Here is a 26,897-nt window from a genome sequence, read left to right as displayed (position 1 = left end):
AAAAAATAATTTTCAACCTCTTATTGAAGATCATTTTCATCCTTCTTCTTTCTTTTATTAAACTCTAGCAAGTTTTTTTTATTAGCTTGCAAAATATCTTTTTTTGATTCAGACTCAATTTCATCTGGTGTAAAATTTTCTGCATTTAGATACGTCATTGGATTAGATTTTTTAATGGATTTTACCATATCAACTTTGGCAAACTGTTCTTGCTGCTCCAAAGCCATCTTTCTTAAAAATTCAAATCTTTGATTCTTAGGTGTTCCTAGTTTTATTAACTGAGAACTAAGAGATTCTAAATTCGACATTACTAACAAATCATTGATACTTGAAAAATCTCTCATATTTTTACCTTCTTTTGCATGCTCTGGATTAGCTTCTTTCCATTGTTTAGCAGTATATCCATATAGTGCTAAATTCAGCAAATCAGCTTCATTTGCATATTCAATACCCTGCTTTTCAAATGGTAAAATACTATTTGGAATAATATGTTTTTGAACTGCATCCGTATGAAGAACATAATTTACTTTAGTCATAATACGCCTAACATCCCACTCTAAATTATATTGATTGCTTTCAACTTCTTTTAGCCTTTGATATTCTTTATAAAGATAAATTTTAAAAATTGGACTTATTGCCGAACCAAACTCCATTGCAATATCTCTGTGAGCATACGTCCCACCATTTTTCCCTGCCTTTGAAAACACACCTATAGCATTAGTAGCTTCTACCCAACCATTTATACTTAAAGTAAAAGAAGGAACACCAGCACTTCTTCTAAAGTGGTCATATTCGACCACTTTAAAATTAGGATTATAAAGAGTTTCCCAAGTTCCCATATATTCTATAGTAGAAACACTTCTAAGCCAATTTTTTATAACATCAGCTGCTCTAGCATCTCCTTCTTTTGCACTTACCATATCTGTAAGACATATATAATCTTCATTATCCTTTGTATACACAGAAACTGGAATGCTATCAACAATCATTTTTTGTACTTTATTCATTTCTAATTCCATTTATTTAAAAAAAGCAGTTACCTCTCGATAACTGCTCTAATATATTTCAAAATTATAAAATTAAGACCCACACATTTCACAATCTTCAGGACCTGCAGCTTGTGCTTTTAGCAACATCGCTTTGTATTCCTCAACATTGATTTCTTCAGTTTCTGCAACTAAAGAAGGTGTTTCTTCTTTTTTATCATTGTTCAACGTGAACTTAATCGCATCGACTGCTGATTTCGTTCTTAGGTAATACATTCCTGTTTTTAAACCCGACTGCCAAGCGTAGAAGTGCATTGACGTAAGTTTAGAATAGTTGGCATCCTGCATGAACAGGTTCAGTGATTGAGACTGATCAATAAAATATCCTCTTTGACGGGACATATCGATAATATCTTTCATCGACATTTCCCAAACGGTTTTGTATAATTCTTTCAGGTCTTGCGGAATCACATCAATATTCTGAACAGATCCGTTATGACGCATGATTTCCTGCTTCAAAGTCTCATTCCATAAACCTCTTTCAACCAAGTCATGAAGTAAATGTTTGTTTACTACGATAAATTCTCCAGACAATACACGACGTGTGTAAATATTTGATGTATATGGTTCAAAAGCTTCGTTGTTTCCAAGAATTTGCGAAGTCGATGCTGTTGGCATTGGTGCCACTAACAATGAGTTACGAACTCCATGCTCCATTACTTCTTTCCTTAATGAAGCCCAGTCCCAACGGCCTGATAACTCTTCATCTTTCATTCCCCACATATTGTGTTGGAATTCTCCCTGAGACATTGGTGAACCTTCAAATGTTGAATATGGTCCTTCTTCTTTAGCCATTTCCATAGAAGCGGTTACGGCTGCAAAATATAATGTTTCAAAAATTTCCTGATTCAGTTTTTTAGCTTCATCGCTTGTAAACGGCATACGCAACATAATGAAAGCATCAGCCAAACCTTGCACACCCAATCCTACCGGACGGTGACGCATGTTAGAGTTTTCAGCTTCTTTTACTGGATAGTAATTTCTGTCAATTACTTTGTTCAGGTTACGAGTTACACGTTTTGTAACATTGTAAAGTGCTTCGTGATCGAATTTTCCGTTTTCAATAAACATTGGTAACGAAATAGAAGCCAGGTTACAAACTGCGATTTCATCTTTAGAAGTGTACTCCATAATCTCTGTACACAAGTTAGAAGAACGAATTGTTCCTAAGTTTTTGTGGTTCGATTTACGGTTTGCCGCATCTTTGTACAACATGTAAGGTGTTCCGGTCTCAATTTGAGATTCCAGGATTTTCTCCCATAATTCACGTGCACGAATTGTTTTTCTGCCTTTTCCTCTGAATTCGTAATCCATGTATAATTTTTCGAATTCTTCTCCGTAAACATCATATAATCCCGGGCATTCGTTAGGACACATCAACGTCCAGGGACCATCTTCCTGAACACGTTTCATGAATAAATCCGAAGTCCACATGGCGAAGAACAAATCTCTCGCACGCATTTCTTCTTTTCCGGTATTTTTCTTTAAATCCAAAAACTCGAAGATATCAGCATGCCATGTTTCGATATAAATCGCAAAACTTCCTTTACGTTTTCCACCACCCTGATCCACATAACGGGCAGTATCGTTGAATACTCTCAACATCGGAACAATTCCGTTTGAAGTCCCGTTTGTACCACGAATGTAAGATCCGGTTGCACGAACGTTATGAATAGAAAGACCAATTCCTCCCGCTGACTGCGAGATTTTAGCCGTTTGTTTTAAGGTATCGTAAATTCCGTCAATACTATCATCCTGCATAGCCAAAAGGAAACAGGAAGACATCTGAGGTTTTGGCGTTCCGGCATTGAACAGCGTTGGCGTCGCATGCGTAAAGAACTTTTTAGACATCAACTCGTAAGTTTCAATCACTGCCTTTAAGTCATCCAAATGAATTCCAACAGAAACACGCATTAACATGTGCTGAGGACGCTCTACGATTTTTCCGTTTATTTTAAGAAGATAAGAACGCTCTAAAGTTTTAAAACCAAAGTAATCGTAATTGAAATCCCTTGTATAAATAATATGAGAGTCTAAAAATGCAGCATTTTCCTGAATCACTTTATAAACATCGTCAGCAATTAATGGCGCTTCCTGACCATTTCTTGGATTTACATAGTGATACATATCTTTCATCGTTTCTGAGAACGATTTTTTAGTATTTGAATGCAGGTTTGAAATTGCCACACGAGCTGCCAATTGTGCATAATCAGGGTGTGCAATAGTCATAGAAGCTGCTGTTTCTGCTGCAAGATTATCCAGTTCAGATGTAGAAACACCGTCATACAATCCTTCGATAACTCTCATGGCTACCTTAACAGGATCTACAAGCTCATTCAAGCCGTAACACAATTTTTTGATTCGTTCTGTAATCTTATCAAACATTACAGGCTCTTTGTGGCCATCTCTTTTTACTACATACATAATCTTGCTATTTAAGTTATTGAAAAAATGAAAGACACTGGAAAACGTTTTCCGGCACTTAAACATTGCGTGTTTTTAAATTATTTTTTGAGAATTACCAAATTCTCAATAGTTACCTGTTTCAAATCCGAAAACCGAATTTAAATACGTCAAAAATTGCTATTGAATCTGCGATTTGGGAAAGAGATTCAACCCTAAAATATTCTGTTAATCTTTTTTCAGCGTCTCTTGAAGAAGTAAACGCTAAAGGTATCTTTGTTGTCTAAAAATCTGCATCAAATGAAATTTTCTGAGCATCACTATCCGTGTTCATCACACCAGATTTTTGATACTCTGCAACACGTTTTTCAAAGAAATTGGTTTTTCCCTGAAGAGAAATCATGTCCATGAAATCGAACGGATTCGCAGATCCATATACACGTTCACAACCTAATTCAACCAATAATCTATCGGCAACGAACTCTAAGTACTGCGTCATTAAAGCTGCATTCATACCAATCAAACTTACAGGAAGAGATTCAGTTACAAACTCTCTTTCGATATCTAAGGCATCGACAATAATTTCTTTGATTCTTTCTTTTGGCACTTTGTTAATCAGGTGATGATTATGCAAGTGAACCGCAAAATCACAATGTACGCCTTCGTCACGAGAAATCAACTCGTTAGAGAAAGTCAAGCCTGGCATTAAACCTCGTTTTTTCAGCCAGTAAATTGAACAGAAAGCTCCTGAGAAAAAGATTCCTTCAACTGCTGCAAAAGCAATAAGTCTTTCTGCAAATGAATCTGATTCGATCCATTTTAAAGCCCACTCTCCTTTTTTGGCAATTGCCGGAAAAACTTCCAAAGCATTAAACAATTCTGCTTTTTCGGTTTCATCTTTAACGTAAGTATCAATTAATAAAGAATAGGTTTCACTATGAATATTTTCCATCATGATCTGAAAACCGTAGAAAAACTTAGCTTCTGCATATTGCACTTCATTTACAAAGTTCTCAGCAAGATTTTCATTTACGATTCCGTCAGAAGCAGCAAAAAATGCTAAAATATGTTTGATGAAATATCTTTCGTCGTCACTCAATTTATTGTTCCAATCTGTCAAGTCCTGATGCAAATCGATTTCTTCGGCAGTCCAGAAACTAGCTTCCATTTTCTTATACCATTCCCAAATATCATGATGTTTAATTGGAAAAATAACAAAACGATTCTTATTTTCTTGTAAAATTGGTTCAACTTGTGACATTGTATTTTTGTTTAATTTTTATAATGAATTTCCCCTTATTCAGAACGATTACAAAGATTGTCATTTATCGCCAAAAATAAAAGTCAAACTTATTCACAATCGCAGGTAGTTTTTAACAAAGCCTAAAAAACAAGAACTTTTCATGCAATTAATTAATTTACTGTAAATGAATTATTTAAATTTAAAAATAAGACATGAAAGCACCGTAAAATATAGGCTTTTTACAATACTAAGCAAGTAATTTAAGATTGTTTTTAAAACTTTTTTTTGAGTTAAAATTTTATTTTTTTGAGTCAAAAAACATCAAAGTAAAGTCAGGCAAAGGGTTAACAGATTTTACTGTTTTTTATATTCTTCTGCCACCTTTTCCAGCTCCATATACCAGTCTTCACCAAATCGGCGAATAAGTGCTTCTTTGACGAATTTATAAACCGGAACTTCCAGTTCTTTACCTAAAGAACAGGCATCATCACAAATGTCCCATTTATCGTAATTTACAGCAGCAAATTCCGTAAAGTCTTTCACACGGATTGGATACAAATGACAGGAAACAGGTTTTTTCCAGTCTACAATTCCCTGATTGTAGGCTTGCTCAATTCCGCAAAGAGCGGTTTTACCGTCAAAAATCACATACGCACAATCTTTATTGTCGATTAACGGCGTTTCAAGATCGCCGTCGGTTCCTTTTACCCAGGTTCCCTGTACTTCGATAGCTTCAATTCCTTCTTTACGCAAAAAAGGTTTTACTTTAGGATATATCTCTTCCAGAATTTTAGTTTCCGCTTCGCTCAAAGGCGCACCGGCATCTCCGTCAACACAGCAGGCTCCTTTACAGGCTGACAAGTTGCACACAAATTCTTTTTCAAGAATATCTTCTGAAATAATGGTTTTCCCTAATTGAAACATGATAATAAAATACTGAAATTTATAAAGTGCAAAGATAGTCAAAGAATGCAGATATTCAATTTAACCGCAAAGTTTGCAAGGATTTGCACAAGGTTAGCAAAGATTGTTTTTTAATTTCCCTATACAGCATTGCTCCCGACCACTATCGGGATTACGAATTAATTTTTGCGTGCTTTGCGGTTAAAGCTGCTGTAACTTTTAGTAAATACAAAAGAAAGCTGTCAATGTTACAAATATCACTTATTTGATGCATAAAACATTTTTTTATAACAAAAATACATTGTGCGTAAAAAAACCTAACTTTATTAACTACTTTTGCAGCAGTTTTTTAAACCTAAAATGAATTAGAAATGTTAGAAATCGACTTTAAAGAAATTATCACGGTTGGAATGGTACTTTTTGCAGTAATTGATATTGTAGGATCAATTCCGATTATTGTCAATTTAAGAGCCAAAGTGGGACATATCGAATCGGAAAAAGCTTCTATTGTAGCGGGATTGATCATGATTGTTTTTCTTTTTGTTGGAGAAGGTTTGTTGAATCTAATTGGTATTGATGTGCATTCGTTTGCCGTAGCAGGTTCGTTTGTGCTATTTTTTCTTGCTTTAGAAATGATTTTAGGAATCCGAATTTATCGTGACGAAGAACCAGGATCGGCTTCTATAGTTCCGTTAGCTTTTCCATTAATTGCCGGAGCAGGAACAATGACTACGTTATTATCTCTTCGATCTCAATTTCATACTATAAATATTATCATAGCTATTTTACTGAATATTATCTTGGTTTACATCGTTTTAAAATCATCAAAAAAGATTGAAAATCTATTGGGTGAAAATGGTCTTGGCGTAGTACGCAAAACATTTGGAGTAATTCTCTTAGCAATTGCTGTTAAATTATTCGCAGCTAATGTTAAAGGTTTGTTCGTCTAAAGGATATTTTTATAAATTTGCTCCATAAAATTCTAAAATACAGCCCAAAAAGCTCTGCTTTATTATTTTAGACAAACAAACAGCTTATGAAAATCTTTACTTCCATATTAGTGCTTCTTGCATTAGCTTTAATCATCTTTAACATTACACAGCTTGATTTTCAAAACCCTTTTGAAGGCGACAGTGCTGTTGCCCTTATTGGAATTGCTGCTTCATTTTGTGCTGTTTTGATTCTTTTGATTTTCAGGATTTCAAAAAAAATCGAAGAGAAAACAAACGGCAGATAATATGTTTGATGTTTTAATTATTGGCGGAGGCGTTTCAGGCGTTTCCTGTGCTTTGGTATTAGGATCTGCCAAAAAGAAAGCTTTTGTTACCGATAAAAAAATCGGAATTTTTACACATCAGAAAAATTCTTCTTTACAGGAAGCCATTTTCTATAATGCTTACGGAATAAAACCAGGCAAATTAGGTTCTGAATTATTATTTGAAAGTACTCAGGATTTAGCTCAAAGTTATCCGCACATTTCTCAGATTCCAAATGAGAAAGTAATTAAAATTGAAGGTACTTATCCTGAATTTACTGTAATTACAAACAAAAACTCTTACCAGACAAAAAATATCGTTATTGGAATTGGTTCTGCCAATACTTTTGACATCGAAGGTTTAATGCAATATGTTGAACCTCACAAGAAAGCTTTACCCGAAAAACAGCGTATCCAGCTTAAAAATGACGATCATAAAGTTGCCGATGGCATTTATGTTATTGGAACTTTGGCAGGCTGGAGAAGTCAGCTGGCTATTGCTGCCGGAAGCGGCGCTGCTGTTGCAACTGATATTCTTACTTTATGGAATAATGGTGTGCAGACTCATGCACATGATAGTATTCGATAAAATTTAAAAAACAAGTTTATTTATAAAATTATAAACCATTAAGAAATCAAGAGAATTTAGCAGGAATGCTTAATAAACCTAATTTCTTAATGGTTTGTTTTTTTGTACAGGTTTCTAAAATTTATTTAACCGAAACAATTTTCGTCACCTTGATATGATTTTCATTTTCGGCTTTCCAGATATCCCCTTGTATCGAAACCTCATCTCCTTCTTTAAATCTTTTGAAGTTTTCCGGCCCTCCAACATTCACAATACTCACTGTTGCAAAATAAACTTCATTTTTAGCGGTATTAATTTTAGCGGTATAACCGTCTTTACCATTCTCAATAGATTCCACTTTTCCCGAAACTGTATTTTTATCTTTCATACATGCGCAAGAAATCACAAAAGTCATCAAAACGAATAGAAAACTTATTCTTATTAGATTTTTCATGTTTTGCTTTATTATTTTATTGCAGAGCAATACAGCTTCCTGCTATTACTTTTAAACTTTCATCAAATTGTTTCCAGACTCTGATGTAACGAAAAGCACCACTAATCGAACTATTATCAAATGCTCCTTTTAAAGAAATAGTCACAGCAACCACAGCAGTATCTCCAATTATATTTATAATCTGATCCGAAGCTTCCAGTAAATCAATTTTCATTTTACCAGAACGATACGAATTCAAATCAAATTCTTTTGTGATTGTATTTCCGTCCGGCAAATTAAAAAGCAAATCGTCATGGAGCATCTTTTCTAAAACGGAAACATCAGCCCTTTTTACAGCAGTCAGAAGTTCGATTTCGGCATTTACAACAGTTTCTGTTTTCATTATAAAAAAATTAGAAAATTATTTCTTTACATTCAGAACCTTTTTAATCATGGCATCTTCTTTCAGAATCACATCGTAATAATACAATTCACCATATAATTGTCTTGCAAATTCAGCAGTAATATAACGATTAACCAAATTTTTAGTTTTATCTAATTTAAGATCGAGACCGGTCATAAAAATGTAGTTTTTAAATTTCCTGAAGTAGGTATCTGAATTTTTCATTTTAACTAAAAACTCATTAAAACGAAGTCCTGCAAATGCATTTCTGTTTTTATCCAATTCTTCAAAAACAAAATGCCCGACGATTCCTGTTTGCAGCAAATATGCTACATTTTCATTACCGTGTTCTGCCTCCATTGGCACAAAAACATCCGGAACGATTCCGCCGCCGCCGTAAACAATTCTTCCTTTTGGAGTTTTAAATTTTAAAGAATCAGCAACTTTTATACTGTCTTTAACATACAACTCGCCTGTTTTAATTCGGGCTTCAGACTCTTTAAAATATTCTTCGTTTCCTTTTGCATACGGTCTTTGAATTGACCTTCCGGTTGGAGTATAATATCTCGCCACTGTCAATCGGACAGCCGATCCGTCATTAAAATCCATTTCACGCTGTACCAGTCCTTTTCCGAAAGAGCGACGGCCAACGATAGTTCCCCGGTCATTGTCCTGAATAGCGCCAGCCAAAATTTCACTTGCAGATGCACTGTTTTCATTAATCAAAACCGTTACTTTACCGGTTTCAAAACTTCCGCTTTTTGTAGCATACGTTTTCTCAGTTGCACCATTTTTATTTTTGGTAAAAACTATTAGTTGTTTGTCTTTCAAAAATTCATCGGCAATGGCTACAGCTTCTTCCATATACCCTCCGCCATTATCACGAACATCAATCACTAAAGACTGAATTCCTTTTTGTTTCAGTTTCGTCAAACCAGCCTTGAATTCATCATAAGTTGTCTCGGCAAAACGATTGATTTTGATATATCCTGTATTATCAGAAAGCATCATTGCTGCATCTACACTTTTTATAGGAATGACATCTCTTTTTATTTTGAACTTAAGTTTCTTTTGCTCAGATTTTCTAAAAACAGTCAATTCGATTTCAGAACCCTTTGTCCCTTTTAATTTGGAGAACAAACTGTCCGAAGGCAATTTTCTGCCAAACAATTTCGTTTTTCCGGCATACAAAATACGATCTCCCGATTTTATTCCGGCTTTTGCAGAAGGCCCATTTTCAACAGGTTTTATAATTGCGACCGAATCTTTATACATGTAAAAATTGATTCCGACTCCTACAAAATCCCCTTTCATGCTTTCTGCAACTTCTGCCTGTTCACTTGGCGGAATATAAACCGAATGCGGGTCCAGTTTTGACAGAATATTATCTACTGTAAGATTCACAATCGAATCTGTATTGACATTATCCACATATTCGGTATTGATAAAATCAATCAGTTTATTCAGTTTGGTTTTGGAGTTATTTTTTGCCAAAAACTGATCTTCAACGGGAGCATTCATGAGGCTTCCGAAAACGGTTCCCAGCGCAAAGGCTGCGCCGATAATAATTGGCAAATATTTTGGACTGAATTTCATTATTCTTCTAAATCAGGGATATGCTCCACTTCAACACCCGCCTTTAATAAAAACTGAATACCGGAATCATCACGATAACCGTTTTGGTATACTACTCTTCTTATCCCCGACTGATGTATTAACTTACTGCATTCTTTACACGGTGAAAGTGTAATATACAAAGTCGCTCCTTCACAAGACTGTGTTGATCTGGCTACTTTTAAAATCGCATTGGCCTCAGCATGCAGAACGTCCCAGCGTGTTAATCCGTTTTCGTCTTCGCAGCAATTTTCGAATCCTGTTGGTGTTCCGTTGTAACCATCTGAAATAATCATACGGTCTTTTACGATTATAGCACCTACCTGCTTACGCTTGCAATAAGACAACGAACCCCATTCTCTTGCAATTCGCAAATAAGCCTTATCGTATTTATTTAATTTTTTTATTTCCATTTAAAATTTATCTGTTCCAAATTGGACTATCTATTATCATCGGAATTACAACTCCTATGATAAAAGCCGACATTACCAGTGCCCAGTCGCGTTTTGAAAAACGAAAAACCGTCTGGACTATATAAGATAAGATTAAAACTATAAAAACCACTATCAGCTGTGCCGCCTCAATGCCCAGAGCAAATTCCCCTAAAGGTAGTAATTTTGAAGAAGCTGTACCTCCTAAAATAGTTTTAAAATAATTTGAGAATCCAAGACCGTGAATAATTCCAAAAAACAATGTTAGAAAAAACACCAGATTTAGACTTTCATTTTTAAATGTTTTTCCTGCTGTAAAAAGATTAAAAAATGCCGTTATCAAAATGGTAACCGGAATTAAAAACTCTACAAGATTTGCTTTTACCGCTATAATTCCAAAAACCGAAAGCAACAAAGCCAGTGTGTGACCAACTGTAAAAACTGTAACAAGTAATAAAATCCGTTTCCAGTCTTTAAAAGCATACGGTGTTGTTAAAGCTATTAAAAACAATACGTGGTCATACGCATGAATATCCAAAACATGCTTTAAACCAATCTGAAAATAAATCCAAAATTCTGACATTAGGCTAATTATATTAATTGATTGGGGGATGTAAACTTACGATTTATTTTGAAAAACCAAATAACCCCTTAAGCTAATGAACGGATAAAAATAAGTTAAATTTTATGAGAACTTTAAAATTAATAATTTAAAATAAAATTTATCTTTGTTCAATAAAAACCCTTTTAATTATGCCATTTTCAGAATTATTTGATAACGAATTCAAAGAAAGAAACAGAGGCCATTTCTCTGCCATTGTGCGTGTAGCTTTTGCTGACGGAAGGATTAATGAAGAAGAACAAGCGTTCCTGGACAAACTTGCTACAAGACTAGACATTTCAGAAGAGGAATACAAGGAAATCCTTAAAGATCCGTGGAGCCATGATATAAATCCTCCATATTTACACACACAGCGATTAGAACGTCTGTATGACTTAGCCAGAATGGTTCATATTGACCACCAGCTGGGAGACCAACAGGAAGTAATGCTGACCCGTATAGGATTAGCTTTAGGTTTTACACCAGGAAACGTAAATTACATTATTTCAAAAGCATTATCACTGGTTGATAAAAAAGTAGATTTGGATACTTTCATGTTCGAAATGCAAAACATGAACAAATAATAGTTTAGATTTTTACCCTAAAAAACAAACCCGATACATTTTGTATCGGGTTTTTATTTTACTGAACCGCCATAAACTCTTCAGCTTTTTCTACCATATTTACGCTTCCGCAGAAAAATGGAACACGCTGATGCAGTTCGGTTGGCTGGATTTCCATAATCCTTCCGAAACCGTCAGTTGCTTTTCCTCCTGCCTGTTCTGCAATAAATGCCATTGGATTACATTCGTACATTAGGCGCAATTTCCCTTTTGGCGCTTTAGAACTGGTTGGGTAAATATAAATTCCTCCTTTAATCATATTTCGATGAAAATCAGAAACTAAACTACCGATGTATCTTGAAGTATAAGGTCTGTCCTCTTCTTCACGCTGGCAATATTTTATGTAGTTTTTTACCCCTTGCGGAAAATGCACATAATTTCCTTCGTTTACTGAATAAATATGACCATCCTTCGGAAATTGCATATTTGGATGCGAAAGGTAAAAAGTTCCAATTGCCGGATTTAATGTAAAACCATTAACTCCATGACCAGTTGTATAAACCAACATCGTTGATGTTCCGTAAATAACATATCCAGCCGCTACCTGATTAACTCCCGGCTGTAAAAAATCCTCGCTTGTTACAGGAGTTCCAATTGGTGTAATTCTTCTGAAAACAGAAAAAATAGTTCCAAGAGAACCATTCACATCAATGTTTGAAGATCCGTCAAGCGGATCCATTAAGATCACGTACTTATTATTATTACTGTTGTCGCTCCCCTTGACAGTAATATATTCGTCGTTTTCTTCTGAAGCGATTCCACAGACAATCTCACGGTTTATTAACGTCTGAATGAATACTTCGTTTGCATACACATCTAATTTCTGCTGGTCTTCTCCCTGAACATTCTGTTCGCCCACGGCGCCTATTATATCCACTAATCCAGCTTTGTTTACTTTATAGTTGACAACTTTTGCCGCCAGACGTATAGAGTTGATAATCCGGGATAATTCCCCAGATGAATACTGAAATGCTTTTTGGTTCTCAATAATAAACTCTCCCAGTGTTTTATTGCGTTCTTCCATTGCTATATCGTTGTAATTTTGTTTATAAGTCACAAATATCGCTTTTTTTGTGAGAATGATTCAAAAATTATTTCGTTAGTTTGCTACTATTGTATATTTGCTAATTAATTGCAAAAAGTATCCAATAAAAAAATACTTAATTAGCCAATAACAGATTAAAAATATGAATTATGAATATTAGAAAAGGAAACCCTGAAGACATGAAAGCCGTTTTAGGACTAATTCAGGAGCTTGCAATATTCGAAAAAGAGCCTGATGCCGTTTTAATAACCGAAGAGGATTTAATACGCGATGGTTTTGGCGAAAAACCGTTGTTTCATGTTTTTGTAGCAGAAGTCGAAAAGGAAATTGTTGGTATAGCATTGTACTATTATAGATATTCAACCTGGAAAGGAAAAACAATTCATCTTGAGGATTTAATTGTAAAAGAAGAAATGAGAGGTACGGGTTTAGGTTCTGCACTTTATTCTGAAATAATGAAACAAGGAAAAAAAGATAATGTTCGAAGAATCGAATGGAATGTTCTCAACTGGAATACTCCCGCAGTAAATTTCTATGAACAATCTGGCGCAAAAGTTCTGGAAGAATGGAGAGTAGTTCAGATGGATGAAGCAGGAATTAATTCGTACTTAGAAAAAATTAATTAATTATAAAAAACAGACAGATATTTAAGGAGTAAACATCTGTCAAAATATTAAAATTTTAAAAAACAGACAGAGACGCACGATTGTATGTCTCAACAATACAAATTAAAGATGAGGGTATTTAAATTTGGTGGTGCATCGGTGAAAGATGCTGCAGGAATTAAAAATGTTTACGACGTTTTACAAAAAGTTGGGTATGAAGATGTGATTTTGGTCGTTTCGGCGATGGGGAAAACCACAAATGCATTAGAGGTTGTTATCAAGAATTATTTTGACAAATCAGCAGAGCTAAGTTCATCTGTACAAGAAATAAAAAAATACCACAATCAAATATTACTAGATTTATTTGAAGATGAAAAACATGGTGTTTTTGCAGCTGTCAATGAGCAGTTCTCAGAATTAGAATACTTTCTGGCACATAACAAATCTCCTAATTACAATTTTGTTTACGACCAGATTGTGAGTTTTGGTGAATTGATTTCGACAAACATTTTAAGTTATTTTATGAATTTCATGGGCATTCAGACGCAGTGGCTTGATGTTCGTAACTTCATTAAAACCAATGCAAATTACAGAGACGCAGAAGTGGACTGGGAAACGACACAGCAAAACATCAGCAAAAATGTACCTCGCAAAATATTAAACATTACTCAAGGATTTTTGGGTGCAGATGAAAACAATTTCACAACCACTTTAGGCCGTGAAGGTTCTGACTATACTGCCGGAATTTTTGCTTATTGCCTAAATGCAGAAAGCGTAACGATCTGGAAAGATGTTCCGGGAGTGATGAACGCAGATCCGCGTTATTTTGAAAATGCAAGTTTGTTAAACCAGATTTCATACAGAGAAGCAATTGAACTTGCTTTTTACGGTGCAACGGTTATACACCCGAAAACTTTGCAGCCATTACAGAAAAAAGAGATCCCTTTATACGTAAAATCGTTTGTTAATCCGTTATTAAAAGGAACATGCGTTTCTAAAGGAGTAGATTTAGAACCATATCTGCCTTGTTTTATCGTAAAAAGAGAGCAGCTTTTAATTTCGCTTTCTTCTATTGATTTCTCCTTTATCATGGAAGAAAACATTAGCGAAATTTTTGGATTATTCCATCAGTTTAAACTGAAAGTAAATCTGATTCAGAACTCTGCGATTAGTTTCTCTGTTTGTGTAGAAGATAAATTTGGAAACTTCAATGAACTGAATGCCATTCTTTCGAAAAAATTCAAAGTAGATTATAACGAAAATGTAACCTTATACACAATCCGTCACTTTAACGAACAGGCTGCAGAAACAGTTGTAGAAAACAAGGAAGTTTTACTTAGACAAGTAAGCCGCGAAACTATGCAGATTGTGACTAAAGAATTAAAATAATAATTTGTAAAAAGGTAATTATTCAATTCAGATTATAGAGAAAGGTTTCACTTTACAGTGAAGCCTTTTTTGTTGCTCAATAATTCTATTTTATCCAAAAAAACAGGTAAATTTACTATCATTCAAAAAGTTAACTTATTGTTTTTAGACATGAATAACGACCCTTCCGAAGAACAAAAAAACAGATGGTATAACGACCCTGACAATTGGGCCTGGGGAATGTTTTATTACAATCGAGAAGACAAAAGACTATGGGTTCCTAGAAAAATAAAGGAATTTGGATGGACTACTAATTTTGCAAATCCAAATGCTACTCACGTCATGATTGCGTTAATTATTTTTATGCTCATTTTTACAGTATTGTACCGATAATTATACTGAATTCTAAATTTCGCAAACTAGAACTGTCACCCAAACAATTCCCAATTATAAATACTACTTTTGGCTTTTTAGAGTTAAAGTATTTATGCTGAAAAAATTACTTTTTTTATTGGTTCTGATTTGTTGTTCCGGGCTTTGGGCTCAGGAAACAGATCCGCTCTATAAAACCAAAAAAGTAAAAATCACAAGAGATACGATTCATCTGGAAAATATCAGCATCAATTCCGGTTTTTTTCAGCTTTTAAATTCCAAAAAAGAACCCATAGATTCTACTTTTTATACAATTAATTTTCAGAAAGGACATCTACTTTTAAACGAAAAATTCACTTCAGATTCAGACAGTTTAATTGTCAACTATCTAAAATATCCGGATTATCTAACTAAAGAATACAGTCTTTACAATTCAAGCCAGATTGTAAGTAATGATATTGGTTCTGAAAAATTATATAAAATAGACAATCCCAGTGCTAAAAAAACGACTCCGTTTGACGGACTGAATACTTCCGGAAGTATTACCCGCGGTGTTACGATTGGAAACAATCAGAACACGGTTTTAAACTCCAATTTAGATCTTCAGATTACAGGTAAAATATCTGACAAAGTAAGTCTTCGGGCTTCGCTGCAGGACAATAACATTCCGCTGCAGGAAGGCGGATATTCACAAAAACTGGATCAGTTTGATAATATCTTCATGGAATTATTCAGCGATGACTGGAATATTAGGGCAGGAGATGTATTTTTAGAAAACAGAAAGGCACAATTTTTAAGTTTCAACAAAAAAGTCCAGGGTCTTTCTGCCAGTTTTGATTTTGGTGAAGAGGACAATAAAACTAATGTTTTTGCGTCAGTAGCTTTCGCAAAAGGACAATATGCCAAAAGTACATTTATTGGACAGGAAGGAAATCAGGGACCGTATAAACTAAAAGGGCAAAATGGCGAATTGTATGTTTTGGTCATTTCGGGATCTGAACGTGTTTATGTAAATGGAGTTTTGCTTAAAAGAGGTGAAAACAATGATTATGTGATTGATTATAATGCCGGCGAAATTGTTTTTACATCGCTTTTTACGATTACCTCTGAAATGCGAATCAACATTGAATACCAATATTCAGAACGGAATTACAACCGTATGGTCACCTACGCTGGAGCTTCTCATGAAAATAAAAAATGGAGTTTTGCCGGTTATTTATATTCAGAAAATGATTTAAAAAACCAGCCTTTACAACAAAATCTCTCTCCGGAACAAGTTCAGATTTTAAGTGAAGCAGGAGACGACTCAACTCTGATGAAAGCTCCATCAGCCTACGAAGATACTTATGCTGACAATAAGATTTTGTATAAAAAAATAATTGAAAATTCAGTTGAAATTTACCAATATTCCGAGAATCCAGAAGACGTTTTATACAATGTAAAATTCAGTCTTGTGGGAGCAAATTCAGGGAATTATGTAATTAAGAATGCTAATTCAGTTGAACGCATTTATGAATATGCAGCTCCCGTAAACGGAATTCTTCAGGGAAATTACGATCCCATTGTACAATTGGTCGCACCGATGAAACTTCAGGCAGCAACTTTTTTAGGTAAATACAATCCGAACGAAAAAACGCTGGTTGATTTTGAAATTGGGATTAGCAACAATGACCAGAATTTATTCTCCAATATTGATGATGGGGATAATAACGGAATTGCCTTAAAATTAAATACCAAAAAACGTCTTTTCTCAAAAAGCTGGACACTGGACGCTTACGCCAACTACCAGTTTGTTGATCAAGATTTCAAGTCAGTAGAACGTTTATATAATATTGAATTTAATCGTGACTGGAATTTAAACACAACGTTATTAGGCAACCAGAGTCTGTTAGTTGCAGGTTTGAATTTTGATTTGTTTTCGAAGAAAAAAACAACCAATGTCGGATTGTTCAGTTATCAGTTCGAAAAATTGGATTTTACCGAAAGCTATTCGGGTAACCGACATACATCCACTGCTTTTTTTAAACTAAAAAACTGGACAATAGAAAATCAGGGAAGTTTTTTGAACAGTGATGCCACAGCTTCTACTTCAAAATTCATTCGAAACCTTGCCAAAACCAAATATCATTTCGGAAAAAACTGGATTGGAGGCAACATTCAAATCGAAGACAATCAGGAAAAAGACAAAGTTACCCACCAATTCTCTGCCATAAGTCAGCGATTTGCAGAATATGGCGCTTTTGTTGGCCGTGGCGACAGCACCAAAGTTTTTATGGAATTGGGCTATGTACGCAGAAAAAACGACAGCTTACAAAATGGCTTATTACAGCATGTTAGCAATTCACAAACCTATTTTTTGAAATCGAAACTGATTCAGAACAAAAAAACAGATTTGGCCGTTTATGCCAGCTATCGAAATTTGGATTTTACAGCTGATGACCGGGAAAATGAGCCTTCACTAAATTCAAGAATATTGTACAACGATCGTTTTTTTAATCAGTTGGTTCAAATCGGAACCGTTTATGAAACCAGTTCAGGAACTATAGCACAACAGGAATACACCTATCTGGAAGTTCCCGCCGGTCAGGGTATATATGCATGGAATGATTATAACGGCAATGGTATTCAGGAGCTGGAAGAGTTTGAGACCGCCCCTTTTCCGGATCAGGCAAAATTCATTCGTGTCTTTTTACCTAATAGGGTTTACATTAAAACCAACCAAAACAAGTTTTCGCAATCGCTGACTATAAATCCGCTGCAGTGGCAGAACAAAAAAGGTTTCAAAAAAACCGTCTCCTATTTTTACAATCAGACCTCGTTTATTATGGATCGAAAAGTAAAAAGTGATGGTGATAATTTTGAATTGAACCCCTTTGATTCTTCTGAAGAAAATATCTTAGGATTAAATTCGAGTTTCAGAAACAGTTTGTTTTATAATCGGGGTAAGCAGAAGCATTCTGTAACTTATTCCTATTTGATTAACAACGGAAAAAGTCTGCTTTCGATTGGTTCACAGTCTGTAAAAAACAATTCGCATCAATTGCAATACACCCATTTATATCAAAAAAGCTGGCTGTTTAATTTGTTCACCAAAACGATTCAGACGTCCTTAACTTCAAAAGATTTTGAGTCAAAAAATTATGATTTAACCGGGTATCAGATTGCACCTAAAATCAGTTATTTATTTTCGAAAAACACAAGTCTTGACTTTTTTTATGAATTGCAAAATAAAGAAAACCAGATAGGTAATTTTGAAACTTTAACTCAAAACCGACTAGGAACTTCTTTTTCGTATGCGGGAGATAAAAAAGTGACTGTAAACGGAGAATTTTCTTTTTATCAAAACAAATTTGTGGGTGATGAATTTTCATCTGTTGGGTTTCAGATGCTCGAGGGACTTCAGGCAGGTGAAAATTTAGTATGGAAATTACTCTTGCAAAAAAATATCACTCAGTTTTTAGATGTAAACTTAAATTATCAGGGACGTAAAAGCGAGACAGGCGTTACCGTACATACTGGAAACATTCAGTTACGTGCTTATTTTTAGCACTTTACTAAAAAGCTATCCTAAAATTGATTAATTTTAATTGAAATTTAAACTCCTAATCTCATGAAAAAATTATTATTCCTTTGTTTTATAGTTGTTTTCTCATCTAATATTTATGCTCAGGAAGCCACTGTAAATGCTACTAAGATCAAAACAGAAACAGATGCAAAAAAAGCAAAAGCAGACGCCAAAAAAGAAGCCGACAAAGCCAAAGCAGCTTCTGATAAAGCAACTCAGGCCTCTGTAAAAGCAAAAAAAGAAGCGGCCAGTACAAAAACTTCAGCAAAAAAAGAGACCACAGATGCTAAAACTGCAGCAGATAAAGAAGCCACTAAAGCTAAAAAAGAAGCTTCAAGCGCCAAAACCACAGCTGACAAAGCTAAAGCTGATGCTGAAAAGGCTAAAAAATCTGCCTCAAAAACAAGTGCTAAAACGTTAAAAGAAACAAACGAAAAGGCACCAAAAGTAGCCGATAAAGTTACAGGGGAATACAACGGTAAAAAAGTATACACCGGACCAAAAGGCGGAAAATACTACATCAATAAAAACGGTAACAAAACCTATATTCAGGATTAAAAAACTTTCTATCTGACCAAAGAAGTCCGGATTTCCATTGTGAAAGTCCGGGCTTTTTTAGTTTATTTAAGAAGTCATGCAAAACTAAATTAAAGGCTCTTTTTAACTTTGAGGGCTTCGACTCCGCTCAGCATGACACTTTCAATTTCAGTCATCAGGTTAGATGTTAATTTTTATTGAATTTGAATTTGAATTTTGAATTTTGAAATTTGATTTTCAGAGTTAATAATTTAGTAATGTATCCGAAATAACAGAAAAAGATCATTTCTTTATCTTCGTTTGAAAATCGCCCAATATGAGCATCGAATATACTGCCAATAAAACTATTTTAATAACTCCTTTAAACTGGGGATTAGGTCATGCGACCCGATGCATTCCGATAATTAAGGCTTTACAGGAGAACAATTATATTCCCATAATTGCTTCAGATGGGGTTGCGTTGGCATTGTTACAAAAAGAATTTCCATATATACAAACCTTAGAATTGCCTTCTTATCATATTGAATATGCTAAAAATGGTAAAAATTTTAAATGGAAACTGATTAAAAGTTTACCTAAAATGATTACTGCCATTCTGGATGAAAAAAAAATGGTGAATTCATGGATAAGAAAATATGATATAGACGGTATCATTTCAGATAACAGACTTGGTGTCTTCAGTAAAAAAGTACCTTCGGTATTTATTACCCATCAATTGAATGTAATGACAGGAAACACAACAAAGTTTACCAGCAAATGCCATCAGTATTTTATAAAAAAATATAATGAATGCTGGATTCCTGATACTGATGAAAATCCGAATTTAACCGGCAATCTGGGACATCTTAAAAACAGCGAGCTAAATCTGAAATATATCGGACCTTTGAGCAGAATGCGCAAAAAAGATACACCAAAACAATATGATTTAATGATTATTTTGTCAGGTCCGGAACCTCAGCGTACATTGCTGGAAGAAAAACTGCAAAAAGAAATTACACGTTACAGAGGTGAAATTGTTTTTGTAAAAGGTGTTGTCGAAAAAACACAAACCAAACAGCAAATAAAAAATGTAACGTATTACAATTTCATGAACACCAAACAGCTGGAGCAGACTTTTAATGAAAGTGATTTGGTTTTGTGCCGTTCAGGTTACACTACTGTTATGGATTTGGCAAAACTAGGCAAAAAAGCTTTTTTTATCCCGACACCCGGCCAATATGAGCAGGAATACTTAGCGGTAAAACTTCAGGAGGAGCAATTAGTACCTTATGCAACGCAAAACGACTTTACGATTGAAGATCTTTCAAAAGTAAAATCGTTTAAAGGGTTATCCCTATTTGAAAACAAAATCGACTGGGATTCGTTATTTACAGTTTTTGAAAAGTAAAATTAGAAATTAAACTGCGCCTGTAATCGCAATACATTTCCCTGCTGTCTATTAACCGGAATTGCACTGTCTTCAAAAGTCCTGTCGGCAATGACATATTCTGCTGTTAGTTCTAATGCTTTGATTGGTTGCCATTCTACACCAATTTCGTAATCTCTTACTAGGTATTTCCTAGCATCTTTTTCATATTTTTTCCCTCCGTCATAATATTGAAATTTGGCATAAGGATAAATACGCTGTTTTTTAATATCCCATTTATAATTTAGTAAAACATACCCTCCATTCAAATCAGTTACATCAACCCTATTGGTTGTCGGATTATAACGAGGCCCTGTTCCTATATTGTACTCAGTCTGAATACCAAAAGGTTTTGGATACAAAACAAAAGTAGCTCCTATTCGCTCATCCTTTACATACTGCGGATCACTGTTAACGACAACTCCAGACGAAACTTCTCCTGTAAACGCCCATTTTCCGGTGTAGGCCTGAATTCCAGGTTCTATAATCTGGCTTCCGATAACAAACGGATAAGTAACCCTTGCCACTACATTTAAATCCCTGTTCCCGTCTATTTTATTGGCTATTTGACCGTTATAAGCTCCAAGTGCCAAAACCCCAAAATCTCCAGAACCTTTATAACCATCCTTTACCAGCATTTCAAAACGCTCCCTGATTTCGGCTGGAGCCCAATAAAAAAATATCCCTAAATCACGTTCGTTTGCTATTGAACTGTTTATGGCGTCTGCACGGTCTAAAGCAAGACGCTGTGAACTAGACTGCATATTTTCGAATCCATACGGAATTTTACTTTGCCCCACACGTACACGATATTCTCTTTTTTTATCAAAAGAAACATCAAAATACAAATCACGAATCTGAACAAAATTATTAATACCACTACTTGGCGAACTCGCAAAATCCGGCTGAAAATAGAAAAATACATTTGGATGAACCTGCCCTGAAAATACTAAACGTGCACGACGTACAAAAAGCCCGTTGTTTGCTTTTGCATCAGGAGCTGTAGAAGTTGTTCCCCAGGATTTATCACACTGGTCGCAGGAAACTTTGTCGTTTGTAGAAAACAAACCATTATATCTGATTTGTGCATAACCTCTTAGCGAGATTCTGTCATACCAATGTTCCTCGACACCTCCTCCCGATTTGGTATCTGGAAGTTTTGCTTTGTTAATAGAATCCAAAATGCGCATCACTTCGTTTTTCACATCTTGTTTGTTTAATTCCTGTGCATTGGCTGTACAGGTAAGCAGTACTAAAACTGCTAGAATTGTTCTTTTTATCATTTTTTCTAAAGCCCTTAATTTCAGGATGCAAAGATGTATCACCTATGTTAAGAAATCATTAACCAGATGTTACTATAATAAAAATTTAATGTTACGGGTCAAATCCGTAAGTTTATTTATTGTTAAAACCTTTGTTTTACGGCTTTTAAGAAACCTCTACTTACAATTATTTAACTTCAGGTTTTTGTGCTTTTTGCGCTTTTTCAAGTGTAAAAGAGAATTCAGATCCAATTCCGAACTCACTTTCTACATATACTTTCTCTTTATGGGCTTCTATAATATGTTTTACGATGGCCAGACCTAAACCTGATCCGCCTTCAGAACGCGTCCCACTTTTGTCGACTCTGTAAAAACGCTCAAAAAGCCTTGGAATATTCTGTTTTTCAACTCCTTCTCCATTATCACTAATACGAATAAGAACTTTCTTCTTTGTCAGGTTCACCACTCCAACTTCTGTCAGTCCGCCTTCTTTACCGTATTTGATTGAGTTTACTATCAGATTTTCTAAAACCTGCTGAATCCTGTCTTTATCACCTTTTACAATTAAGGATTGCAAATTTTTGCTTTCAAAGGCTAATTTAATTTTCTTTTTATCAGCTTTCATTTCCAATAAATCAAAAACATTGCGAATCAATTCAACGATATCAAATTCGATAATGTTCAAATCAAGATCACCCGATTCTAATTTGGTAATCATATCCAGATCTTCAACAATATAGATCAGACGCTCTACACCTTTTTCTGCACGCTTTAAATATTTTTTTCGAATGGTTTTATCGTCCATCGCACCATCCAGCAAAGTAGAAACGTACCCCTGAACAGTAAACAATGGTGTTTTTAGCTCGTGCGAAACATTTCCTAAAAATTCTCTTCGGTATTGCTCCCTAATCTCAAGCATTTCGATTTCGAGCTTTTTATCGGTAGCGAATTTTTTCACCTCACGGGAAAGCGTTTCCATATCAGTTGTAATCGGCTGATTGATGAGGGGTGTTGATTCGAGCAAGGAAACTTCATCATATATCTTTTTCACTCTTCTGTATATGAAACGTTCTACACGATACTGTAATACCAAAAATGAAAAGATGTAAACTGAAATTAAAAAGATTATTCCAAATCCGGCCTGATACTTTAATTGATTTTTATAAAACATATTCATCAGCAGCAACACAAATCCCGTGGTAAACAGACTTATATACAATGCTGATTTGATAGCGAATCTGTAAGTTTTTTTGAAATTGATTTTCATTTAAATTTTAAAATAAACGATTAAGAGACTATTTTTTACCATATAAGTAATATAAGTTCATTTAAAAAGCAAACATTTTATGCTTTAAATGAATTTTAAAAAAGTCAATCTTTGTCAAAATTAAACTTTGACAAAGATTGACTTCAATTAAGATATAAACACTATAAATTTAATAAACTTATATTACTTATATGGTTCAAATTTATATTGAATGTTTAAGCTTCAAATTTATAGCCCACACCTTTTATGGTTTTAAAAAGGTCTTCGCCAATTTTTTCTCGTAATTTTCGGATATGCACATCAATAGTTCTTCCACCCACTACCACTTCATTACCCCAAACTTTATCTAAAATTTCGTCTCTTTTGAATACTTTTCCTGGTTTTGAAGCTAACAGATAAAACAATTCGAATTCTTTTCTTGGCAGGGAAATTTCAACATTATCTTTGATAATTTTGTATTCTTCGCGATTGATTTCTATTCCGCCAACGTTTAAGGTATCTGTAACTACTTCCTGTTCTTTTAACCTTCTTAACAAAGCCTTTACTTTGCTTACCAGTACTTTTGGTTTTATAGGTTTTGTAATGTAGTCGTCAGCACCGGCATCAAAACCAGCAACTTGTGAATAGTCTTCGCTTCTTGCCGTTAAAAATGTTATGATAACGTTATTTAATTCAGGGATTTTTCTGATGTTTTCGCAGGCCTCCATCCCGTCCATTTCGGCCATCATTACATCCATAATAATAAGTTCCGGGAGTTCTTTCTGAGCTTTTGCGATTGCCTCTTTTCCATTTGAAGCGGTAACGATCTGATAGCCTTCCTGAGCGAGATTGTAACCTACAATTTCAAGAATATCCGGCTCATCATCAACTAACAAAATCTTGGTTTGTGTTTTTTTCATAAATAGCAAAAATTGAAATTTTTACATCAAATTTTCATTATTAAATATTCGATGTTTTTGAATTGCGATGGTAAATATAATATAAAAACAACGGTTAAAAAGTTGTGTTAACGGTAATTTAATCTCATAACAATTTGATAATCTTCAAGACACAAAAACATAACAAGTGCCTAACATGAACTTTACAGTGTGTATATTTCTTTGCACCAAAATATAAACACAACACTGACAATGAAATTCAATTTAAGATTTCTATTTATTGCATTATTTATCTGTGCCATTTCCGTAGCACAAAACAAAGGTACGATTTCTGGAGTTTTAACCGACAAAGAAACAAATAATCAATCGTTACCTTTTGCAAATATTTTAATTAAAGGTACAAATATTAGTGCCAACACTGACATTGACGGAAAATATTCCTTAACTGTAAATCCAGGAAACTATACTCTTGTATTTAGTTTTGTTGGATATGAATCTGTAGAAAAGCCTGTTACTGTTAAAGCAAACGAAACCATTACTGTTAACCAGGTATTATCTGCCGGAGGTTACACACTGAAAGATGTAGTTGTAAAATCATCAGGAGGAAACAGAGAAAAAGAAACTGCTTTACTTTTGGAACAAAAAAATGCTGTCGTTATTAAACAAAGCATTGGAGCACAGGAAATGTCCAGAAAAGGAGTTAGCGATGTTGAAGATGGACTAACAAAAATAACCGGAATTACTAAAGTAGACGGAAGAGGTTTATTTATCAGAGGGCTTGAAGACCGTTACAATAATTTATTAGTTAATGAATTACAGACTCCATCAAACAGTCCGTTCAAAAAAATTATTCCGTTAGACTTATTTCCTACAGACATCGTTGGGGTTTTAAATATATACAAAACATTCAACCCTAATATTTCAGGAGATTTTGCAGGAGGAACTGTAAACATAGAAACAACCCAGCCTAAAAATATCACTAAAATTAATGTAGGTTTTGGTTACACTACTAATAACAATCTTAAAAACTTTCTACTTTCTAATGATGCCAACTCCACAAAAGGTACTTTTGGTTTAATTGGAAACGAAAGAGAATTACCTGAGGTTTTTGGTTCTGTACCTAGTGGGAAAAAATTGTCTCCTGACGAATATCACAATGCTTACGACGACAAAAACTGGGATGTTAATGAAACTGCGAGTCCTTTAAATTCAAGTATTGGTTTTTTACACTCACAAAAATTTGATCTTGAAAAAGAAAGAAACATAAGCTATATCATGTCATTTAACTTTGATAATAAATATGTTTTTAGAGAAGGGGTAGACAGAACTTTTAATTTAGGTCAAGGAAACTATGACAACAATTTATTCAACACCCAATACTCTTATCAAACAACCTTCTCAGGTTTAGCCGGTTTAAAATATAAAACCAACAGATTAAACCTGAATTTTACAAGTTTGTTTATTCAGGCTACCGAAAGTTTAATCCAGGATCAGCTAGGATACACTAACAGTTTAGCAAATGTAAACAACAACCTTATTAGAGGAAATCAATTTGAAGAATCAAGGTATTGGAATACTCAGCTATTTGGAGATTATAAATTGACAGAAGACGGGAAGCAAACCATAAAAGCAGGAGGTTCTTATGTGAAAACAGGATTTCAACAACCGGACAGAAAATTTATAACGGGTCAAAAAGTGAGTGATACCGAAATCAATATGTCATACGGAGGAAACAACTTAAACCGCCAATACCTAGATGTAAATGGAAACTTCTACTTCTCGGCTTTAGCTGAATACAACTTGAAATTTGGAAATAAAGAAAAACTAAACAACTTATCTGTTGGGTATAATAATTTCCTAAATGACATGCAATCAAGCTATCGTTTCTTTTCAGGAAGAAGAAATATTGAAAAAAATTATACAGCTGACTTAAACACCATCAGTATCCCAATCAATGACGATATTGATAACGGAATCTTATATGTTCAGGAAGAATCTAATGGAGATTATAAAGTAAAGCTGAATCAGTTTGTAAATGCCGGGTACTTCAATTTATACTACACTTTTGGAGAAAAATGGGATTTAAATGCGGGTGTTAGAGCTGAAAATTCTACTCGTGAGATCAAGTACAGAGAACAAGGAGATCCATTTGGAAGCGCTTATCGCAAGAAAACTGATGAGAGTCTTGATATACTTCCATCGATAAATACTAAGTATGCCGTAAACGAGAACAGTAATCTTCGTGCATCTGTAAGCAAAACTATTACAAGACCTGTTGCCATGGAGTTGCTGCCAATCAACTACATCAACCCGGATGCAACTTCTGTAAGTGGTAACTCAAACTTATTGAACAGTAATAATTACAACGCAGATTTTAAATATGAATTATTCCCAAACAGTAAAGAATTATTTGCTATTGGAGCATTCGGAAAATTAATCGAAAATCCGATAGAAAGAGTTTTCAAACCAACTGCAAATAGTGGTGGACAGATTACTACTTTTAAAAACTCTGAGGAAGCTGTTATTTACGGTGCTGAAATTGAAATGATTTTAACATTAAACAGAATTAGCGAATCATTATCAAACTTTACGTTTGGTTTCAATACTTCATTAATGAATACTGATGTGAAAATTGATTTAACCAAACAAGGAAATGAATTAGAAAACAGCAAAAACCGTAAACTTCAGGGAGCTTCAAACTGGATGATTAATACTGACCTGAAATATGAGTTTACACTGAACAAAGAGTGGAAAAACACAATGACACTGGTTTACAATGTGTACGGTGACAGAATTTTTGCAGTAGGTTCATCAGGAATGGATCACATTTATGAAAAATCATTTAGCAAACTAGATTTTGTATGGTCAAGCACACTTTCTAAAAACATCGACTTAAAATTTGCAGCAGAGAATTTACTTAATCCATATTACAGAAAAGAGTTAGGGAAAAACAGCACTATAGATATTACAGAAGACTCATTGGTACTTCGTGAATACAAAAAAGGAGTTGGTTTCTCAGTAAATATCGGATATACTTTCTAATCTACAAAAAGAGCTTTACGGCTCTTTT

Annotated in this window: 24 protein-coding genes; 11 read left to right on the top strand and 13 right to left on the bottom strand. The window is 34.4% G+C overall.

The features are described 5' to 3' along the window. Positions 1-20 precede the first annotated feature (20 nt). From AAEO57_RS15050 to AAEO57_RS15035, 4 genes are all read right to left on the bottom strand, one after another. On the bottom strand, positions 21-1,019 hold the full coding sequence (locus AAEO57_RS15050) for a KilA-N domain-containing protein (protein WP_341693846.1): 999 nt from the start codon (positions 1,017-1,019) through the stop codon (positions 21-23). 60 nt (positions 1,020-1,079) lie between these two features. Beyond that, entirely contained in the window at positions 1,080-3,470 is a 2,391-nt protein-coding gene (locus AAEO57_RS15045; RefSeq protein ID WP_341693845.1) for a ribonucleoside-diphosphate reductase subunit alpha, read from the bottom strand. A 262-nt stretch (positions 3,471-3,732) separates the two neighbouring features. Then, the gene (locus AAEO57_RS15040; RefSeq protein ID WP_163395281.1) at positions 3,733-4,710 is read right to left on the bottom strand and encodes a ribonucleotide-diphosphate reductase subunit beta; all 978 of its coding nucleotides are present in this window, start codon (positions 4,708-4,710) and stop codon (positions 3,733-3,735) included. A 336-nt stretch (positions 4,711-5,046) separates the two neighbouring features. Beyond that, positions 5,047-5,616: a DUF3109 family protein gene (locus tag AAEO57_RS15035; protein ID WP_341693844.1), complete on the bottom strand. Its 570-nt coding sequence runs from the start codon at positions 5,614-5,616 to the stop codon at positions 5,047-5,049. A gap of 350 nt (positions 5,617-5,966) precedes the next feature. Between AAEO57_RS15035 and AAEO57_RS15030 the strand changes: the two genes are divergently transcribed. The 3 genes from AAEO57_RS15030 to AAEO57_RS15020 all read left to right on the top strand — a co-directional run bounded on the left by AAEO57_RS15030 (position 5,967) and on the right by AAEO57_RS15020 (position 7,439). Beyond that, complete coding sequence (locus AAEO57_RS15030; protein ID WP_056187324.1) at positions 5,967-6,545, top strand: MarC family protein; 579 nt, start codon at positions 5,967-5,969, stop codon at positions 6,543-6,545. A gap of 86 nt (positions 6,546-6,631) precedes the next feature. Continuing rightward, entirely contained in the window at positions 6,632-6,832 is a 201-nt protein-coding gene (locus tag AAEO57_RS15025) for a hypothetical protein (RefSeq protein ID WP_341693843.1), read from the top strand. Between the two features lies 1 nt (position 6,833). After that, positions 6,834-7,439: an FAD-dependent oxidoreductase gene (locus AAEO57_RS15020; protein ID WP_341693842.1), complete on the top strand. Its 606-nt coding sequence runs from the start codon at positions 6,834-6,836 to the stop codon at positions 7,437-7,439. Between the two features lie 121 nt (positions 7,440-7,560). On the opposite strand, the gene AAEO57_RS15015 is transcribed toward AAEO57_RS15020, so the two are convergent. The 5 genes from AAEO57_RS15015 to AAEO57_RS14995 are packed head-to-tail and all read right to left on the bottom strand — an operon-like array spanning position 7,561 to position 10,882. Further along, a complete protein-coding gene (locus tag AAEO57_RS15015) occupies positions 7,561-7,872 on the bottom strand; it encodes a hypothetical protein (protein WP_341693841.1) in 312 nt (103 codons plus the stop codon). A gap of 16 nt (positions 7,873-7,888) precedes the next feature. Beyond that, positions 7,889-8,254, bottom strand: a complete 366-nt coding sequence (locus AAEO57_RS15010; RefSeq protein WP_341693840.1) for a nuclear transport factor 2 family protein — start codon at positions 8,252-8,254, stop codon at positions 7,889-7,891. An 18-nt stretch (positions 8,255-8,272) separates the two neighbouring features. Continuing rightward, entirely contained in the window at positions 8,273-9,850 is a 1,578-nt protein-coding gene (locus AAEO57_RS15005) for a S41 family peptidase (RefSeq protein WP_341693839.1), read from the bottom strand. After that, complete coding sequence (locus tag AAEO57_RS15000) at positions 9,850-10,281, bottom strand: deoxycytidylate deaminase (protein WP_341693838.1); 432 nt, start codon at positions 10,279-10,281, stop codon at positions 9,850-9,852. Before AAEO57_RS15000 ends, AAEO57_RS15005 begins: the two co-directional genes overlap by 1 nt. 7 nt (positions 10,282-10,288) lie before the next feature. Next, positions 10,289-10,882, bottom strand: a complete 594-nt coding sequence (locus tag AAEO57_RS14995; RefSeq protein WP_341693837.1) for a HupE/UreJ family protein — start codon at positions 10,880-10,882, stop codon at positions 10,289-10,291. Between the two features lie 170 nt (positions 10,883-11,052). On the opposite strand from AAEO57_RS14995, the gene AAEO57_RS14990 reads away from it, so the two are divergent. Continuing rightward, a complete protein-coding gene (locus tag AAEO57_RS14990; protein WP_341693836.1) occupies positions 11,053-11,484 on the top strand; it encodes a TerB family tellurite resistance protein in 432 nt (143 codons plus the stop codon). Between the two features lie 58 nt (positions 11,485-11,542). Here the strand turns inward: AAEO57_RS14990 and fbp are convergent, their stop codons facing one another. Further along, positions 11,543-12,547, bottom strand: coding sequence for a class 1 fructose-bisphosphatase (fbp, locus tag AAEO57_RS14985; RefSeq protein WP_341693888.1), 1,005 nt, complete (start codon positions 12,545-12,547; stop codon positions 11,543-11,545). Between the two features lie 170 nt (positions 12,548-12,717). Between fbp and AAEO57_RS14980 the strand changes: the two genes are divergently transcribed. The 6 genes from AAEO57_RS14980 to AAEO57_RS14955 all read left to right on the top strand — a co-directional run bounded on the left by AAEO57_RS14980 (position 12,718) and on the right by AAEO57_RS14955 (position 20,402). After that, positions 12,718-13,194: a GNAT family N-acetyltransferase gene (locus AAEO57_RS14980; RefSeq protein ID WP_341693835.1), complete on the top strand. Its 477-nt coding sequence runs from the start codon at positions 12,718-12,720 to the stop codon at positions 13,192-13,194. A 108-nt stretch (positions 13,195-13,302) separates the two neighbouring features. Then, positions 13,303-14,562, top strand: coding sequence for an aspartate kinase (locus AAEO57_RS14975; RefSeq protein ID WP_341693834.1), 1,260 nt, complete (start codon positions 13,303-13,305; stop codon positions 14,560-14,562). 150 nt (positions 14,563-14,712) lie between these two features. After that, positions 14,713-14,934: a hypothetical protein gene (locus AAEO57_RS14970; RefSeq protein WP_341693833.1), complete on the top strand. Its 222-nt coding sequence runs from the start codon at positions 14,713-14,715 to the stop codon at positions 14,932-14,934. Positions 14,935-15,028: 94 nt separating this feature from the next. After that, positions 15,029-18,460 (top strand): hypothetical protein, encoded by a 3,432-nt coding sequence (locus AAEO57_RS14965; protein WP_341693832.1) that lies wholly within the window; start codon positions 15,029-15,031, stop codon positions 18,458-18,460. 63 nt (positions 18,461-18,523) lie between these two features. Next, the gene (locus AAEO57_RS14960; protein WP_341693831.1) at positions 18,524-19,036 is read left to right on the top strand and encodes a hypothetical protein; all 513 of its coding nucleotides are present in this window, start codon (positions 18,524-18,526) and stop codon (positions 19,034-19,036) included. 295 nt (positions 19,037-19,331) lie between these two features. After that, positions 19,332-20,402 carry a glycosyltransferase gene (locus tag AAEO57_RS14955; protein ID WP_341693830.1) on the top strand — a complete coding sequence of 357 codons (1,071 nt, stop codon included), beginning with the start codon at positions 19,332-19,334 and terminating at the stop codon, positions 20,400-20,402. A gap of 2 nt (positions 20,403-20,404) precedes the next feature. Here AAEO57_RS14955 and AAEO57_RS14950 read toward each other — a convergent pair whose 3' ends face one another. The 3 genes from AAEO57_RS14950 to AAEO57_RS14940 all read right to left on the bottom strand — a co-directional run bounded on the left by AAEO57_RS14950 (position 20,405) and on the right by AAEO57_RS14940 (position 23,848). Further along, entirely contained in the window at positions 20,405-21,703 is a 1,299-nt protein-coding gene (locus AAEO57_RS14950; protein WP_341693829.1) for a porin, read from the bottom strand. A 166-nt stretch (positions 21,704-21,869) separates the two neighbouring features. Beyond that, positions 21,870-22,949: a sensor histidine kinase gene (locus tag AAEO57_RS14945; RefSeq protein WP_341693828.1), complete on the bottom strand. Its 1,080-nt coding sequence runs from the start codon at positions 22,947-22,949 to the stop codon at positions 21,870-21,872. A gap of 215 nt (positions 22,950-23,164) precedes the next feature. Beyond that, positions 23,165-23,848 (bottom strand): response regulator transcription factor, encoded by a 684-nt coding sequence (locus AAEO57_RS14940; RefSeq protein WP_341693827.1) that lies wholly within the window; start codon positions 23,846-23,848, stop codon positions 23,165-23,167. A 231-nt stretch (positions 23,849-24,079) separates the two neighbouring features. On the opposite strand from AAEO57_RS14940, the gene AAEO57_RS14935 reads away from it, so the two are divergent. Further along, the gene (locus tag AAEO57_RS14935) at positions 24,080-26,869 is read left to right on the top strand and encodes a TonB-dependent receptor (protein ID WP_341693826.1); all 2,790 of its coding nucleotides are present in this window, start codon (positions 24,080-24,082) and stop codon (positions 26,867-26,869) included. Positions 26,870-26,897 lie beyond the last annotated feature (28 nt).

It is taken from the genome of Flavobacterium calami (assembly GCF_038290035.1).
Classification (GTDB): domain Bacteria; phylum Bacteroidota; class Bacteroidia; order Flavobacteriales; family Flavobacteriaceae; genus Flavobacterium; species Flavobacterium calami.
This window is presented reverse-complemented; position numbering and strand designations above follow the sequence as displayed.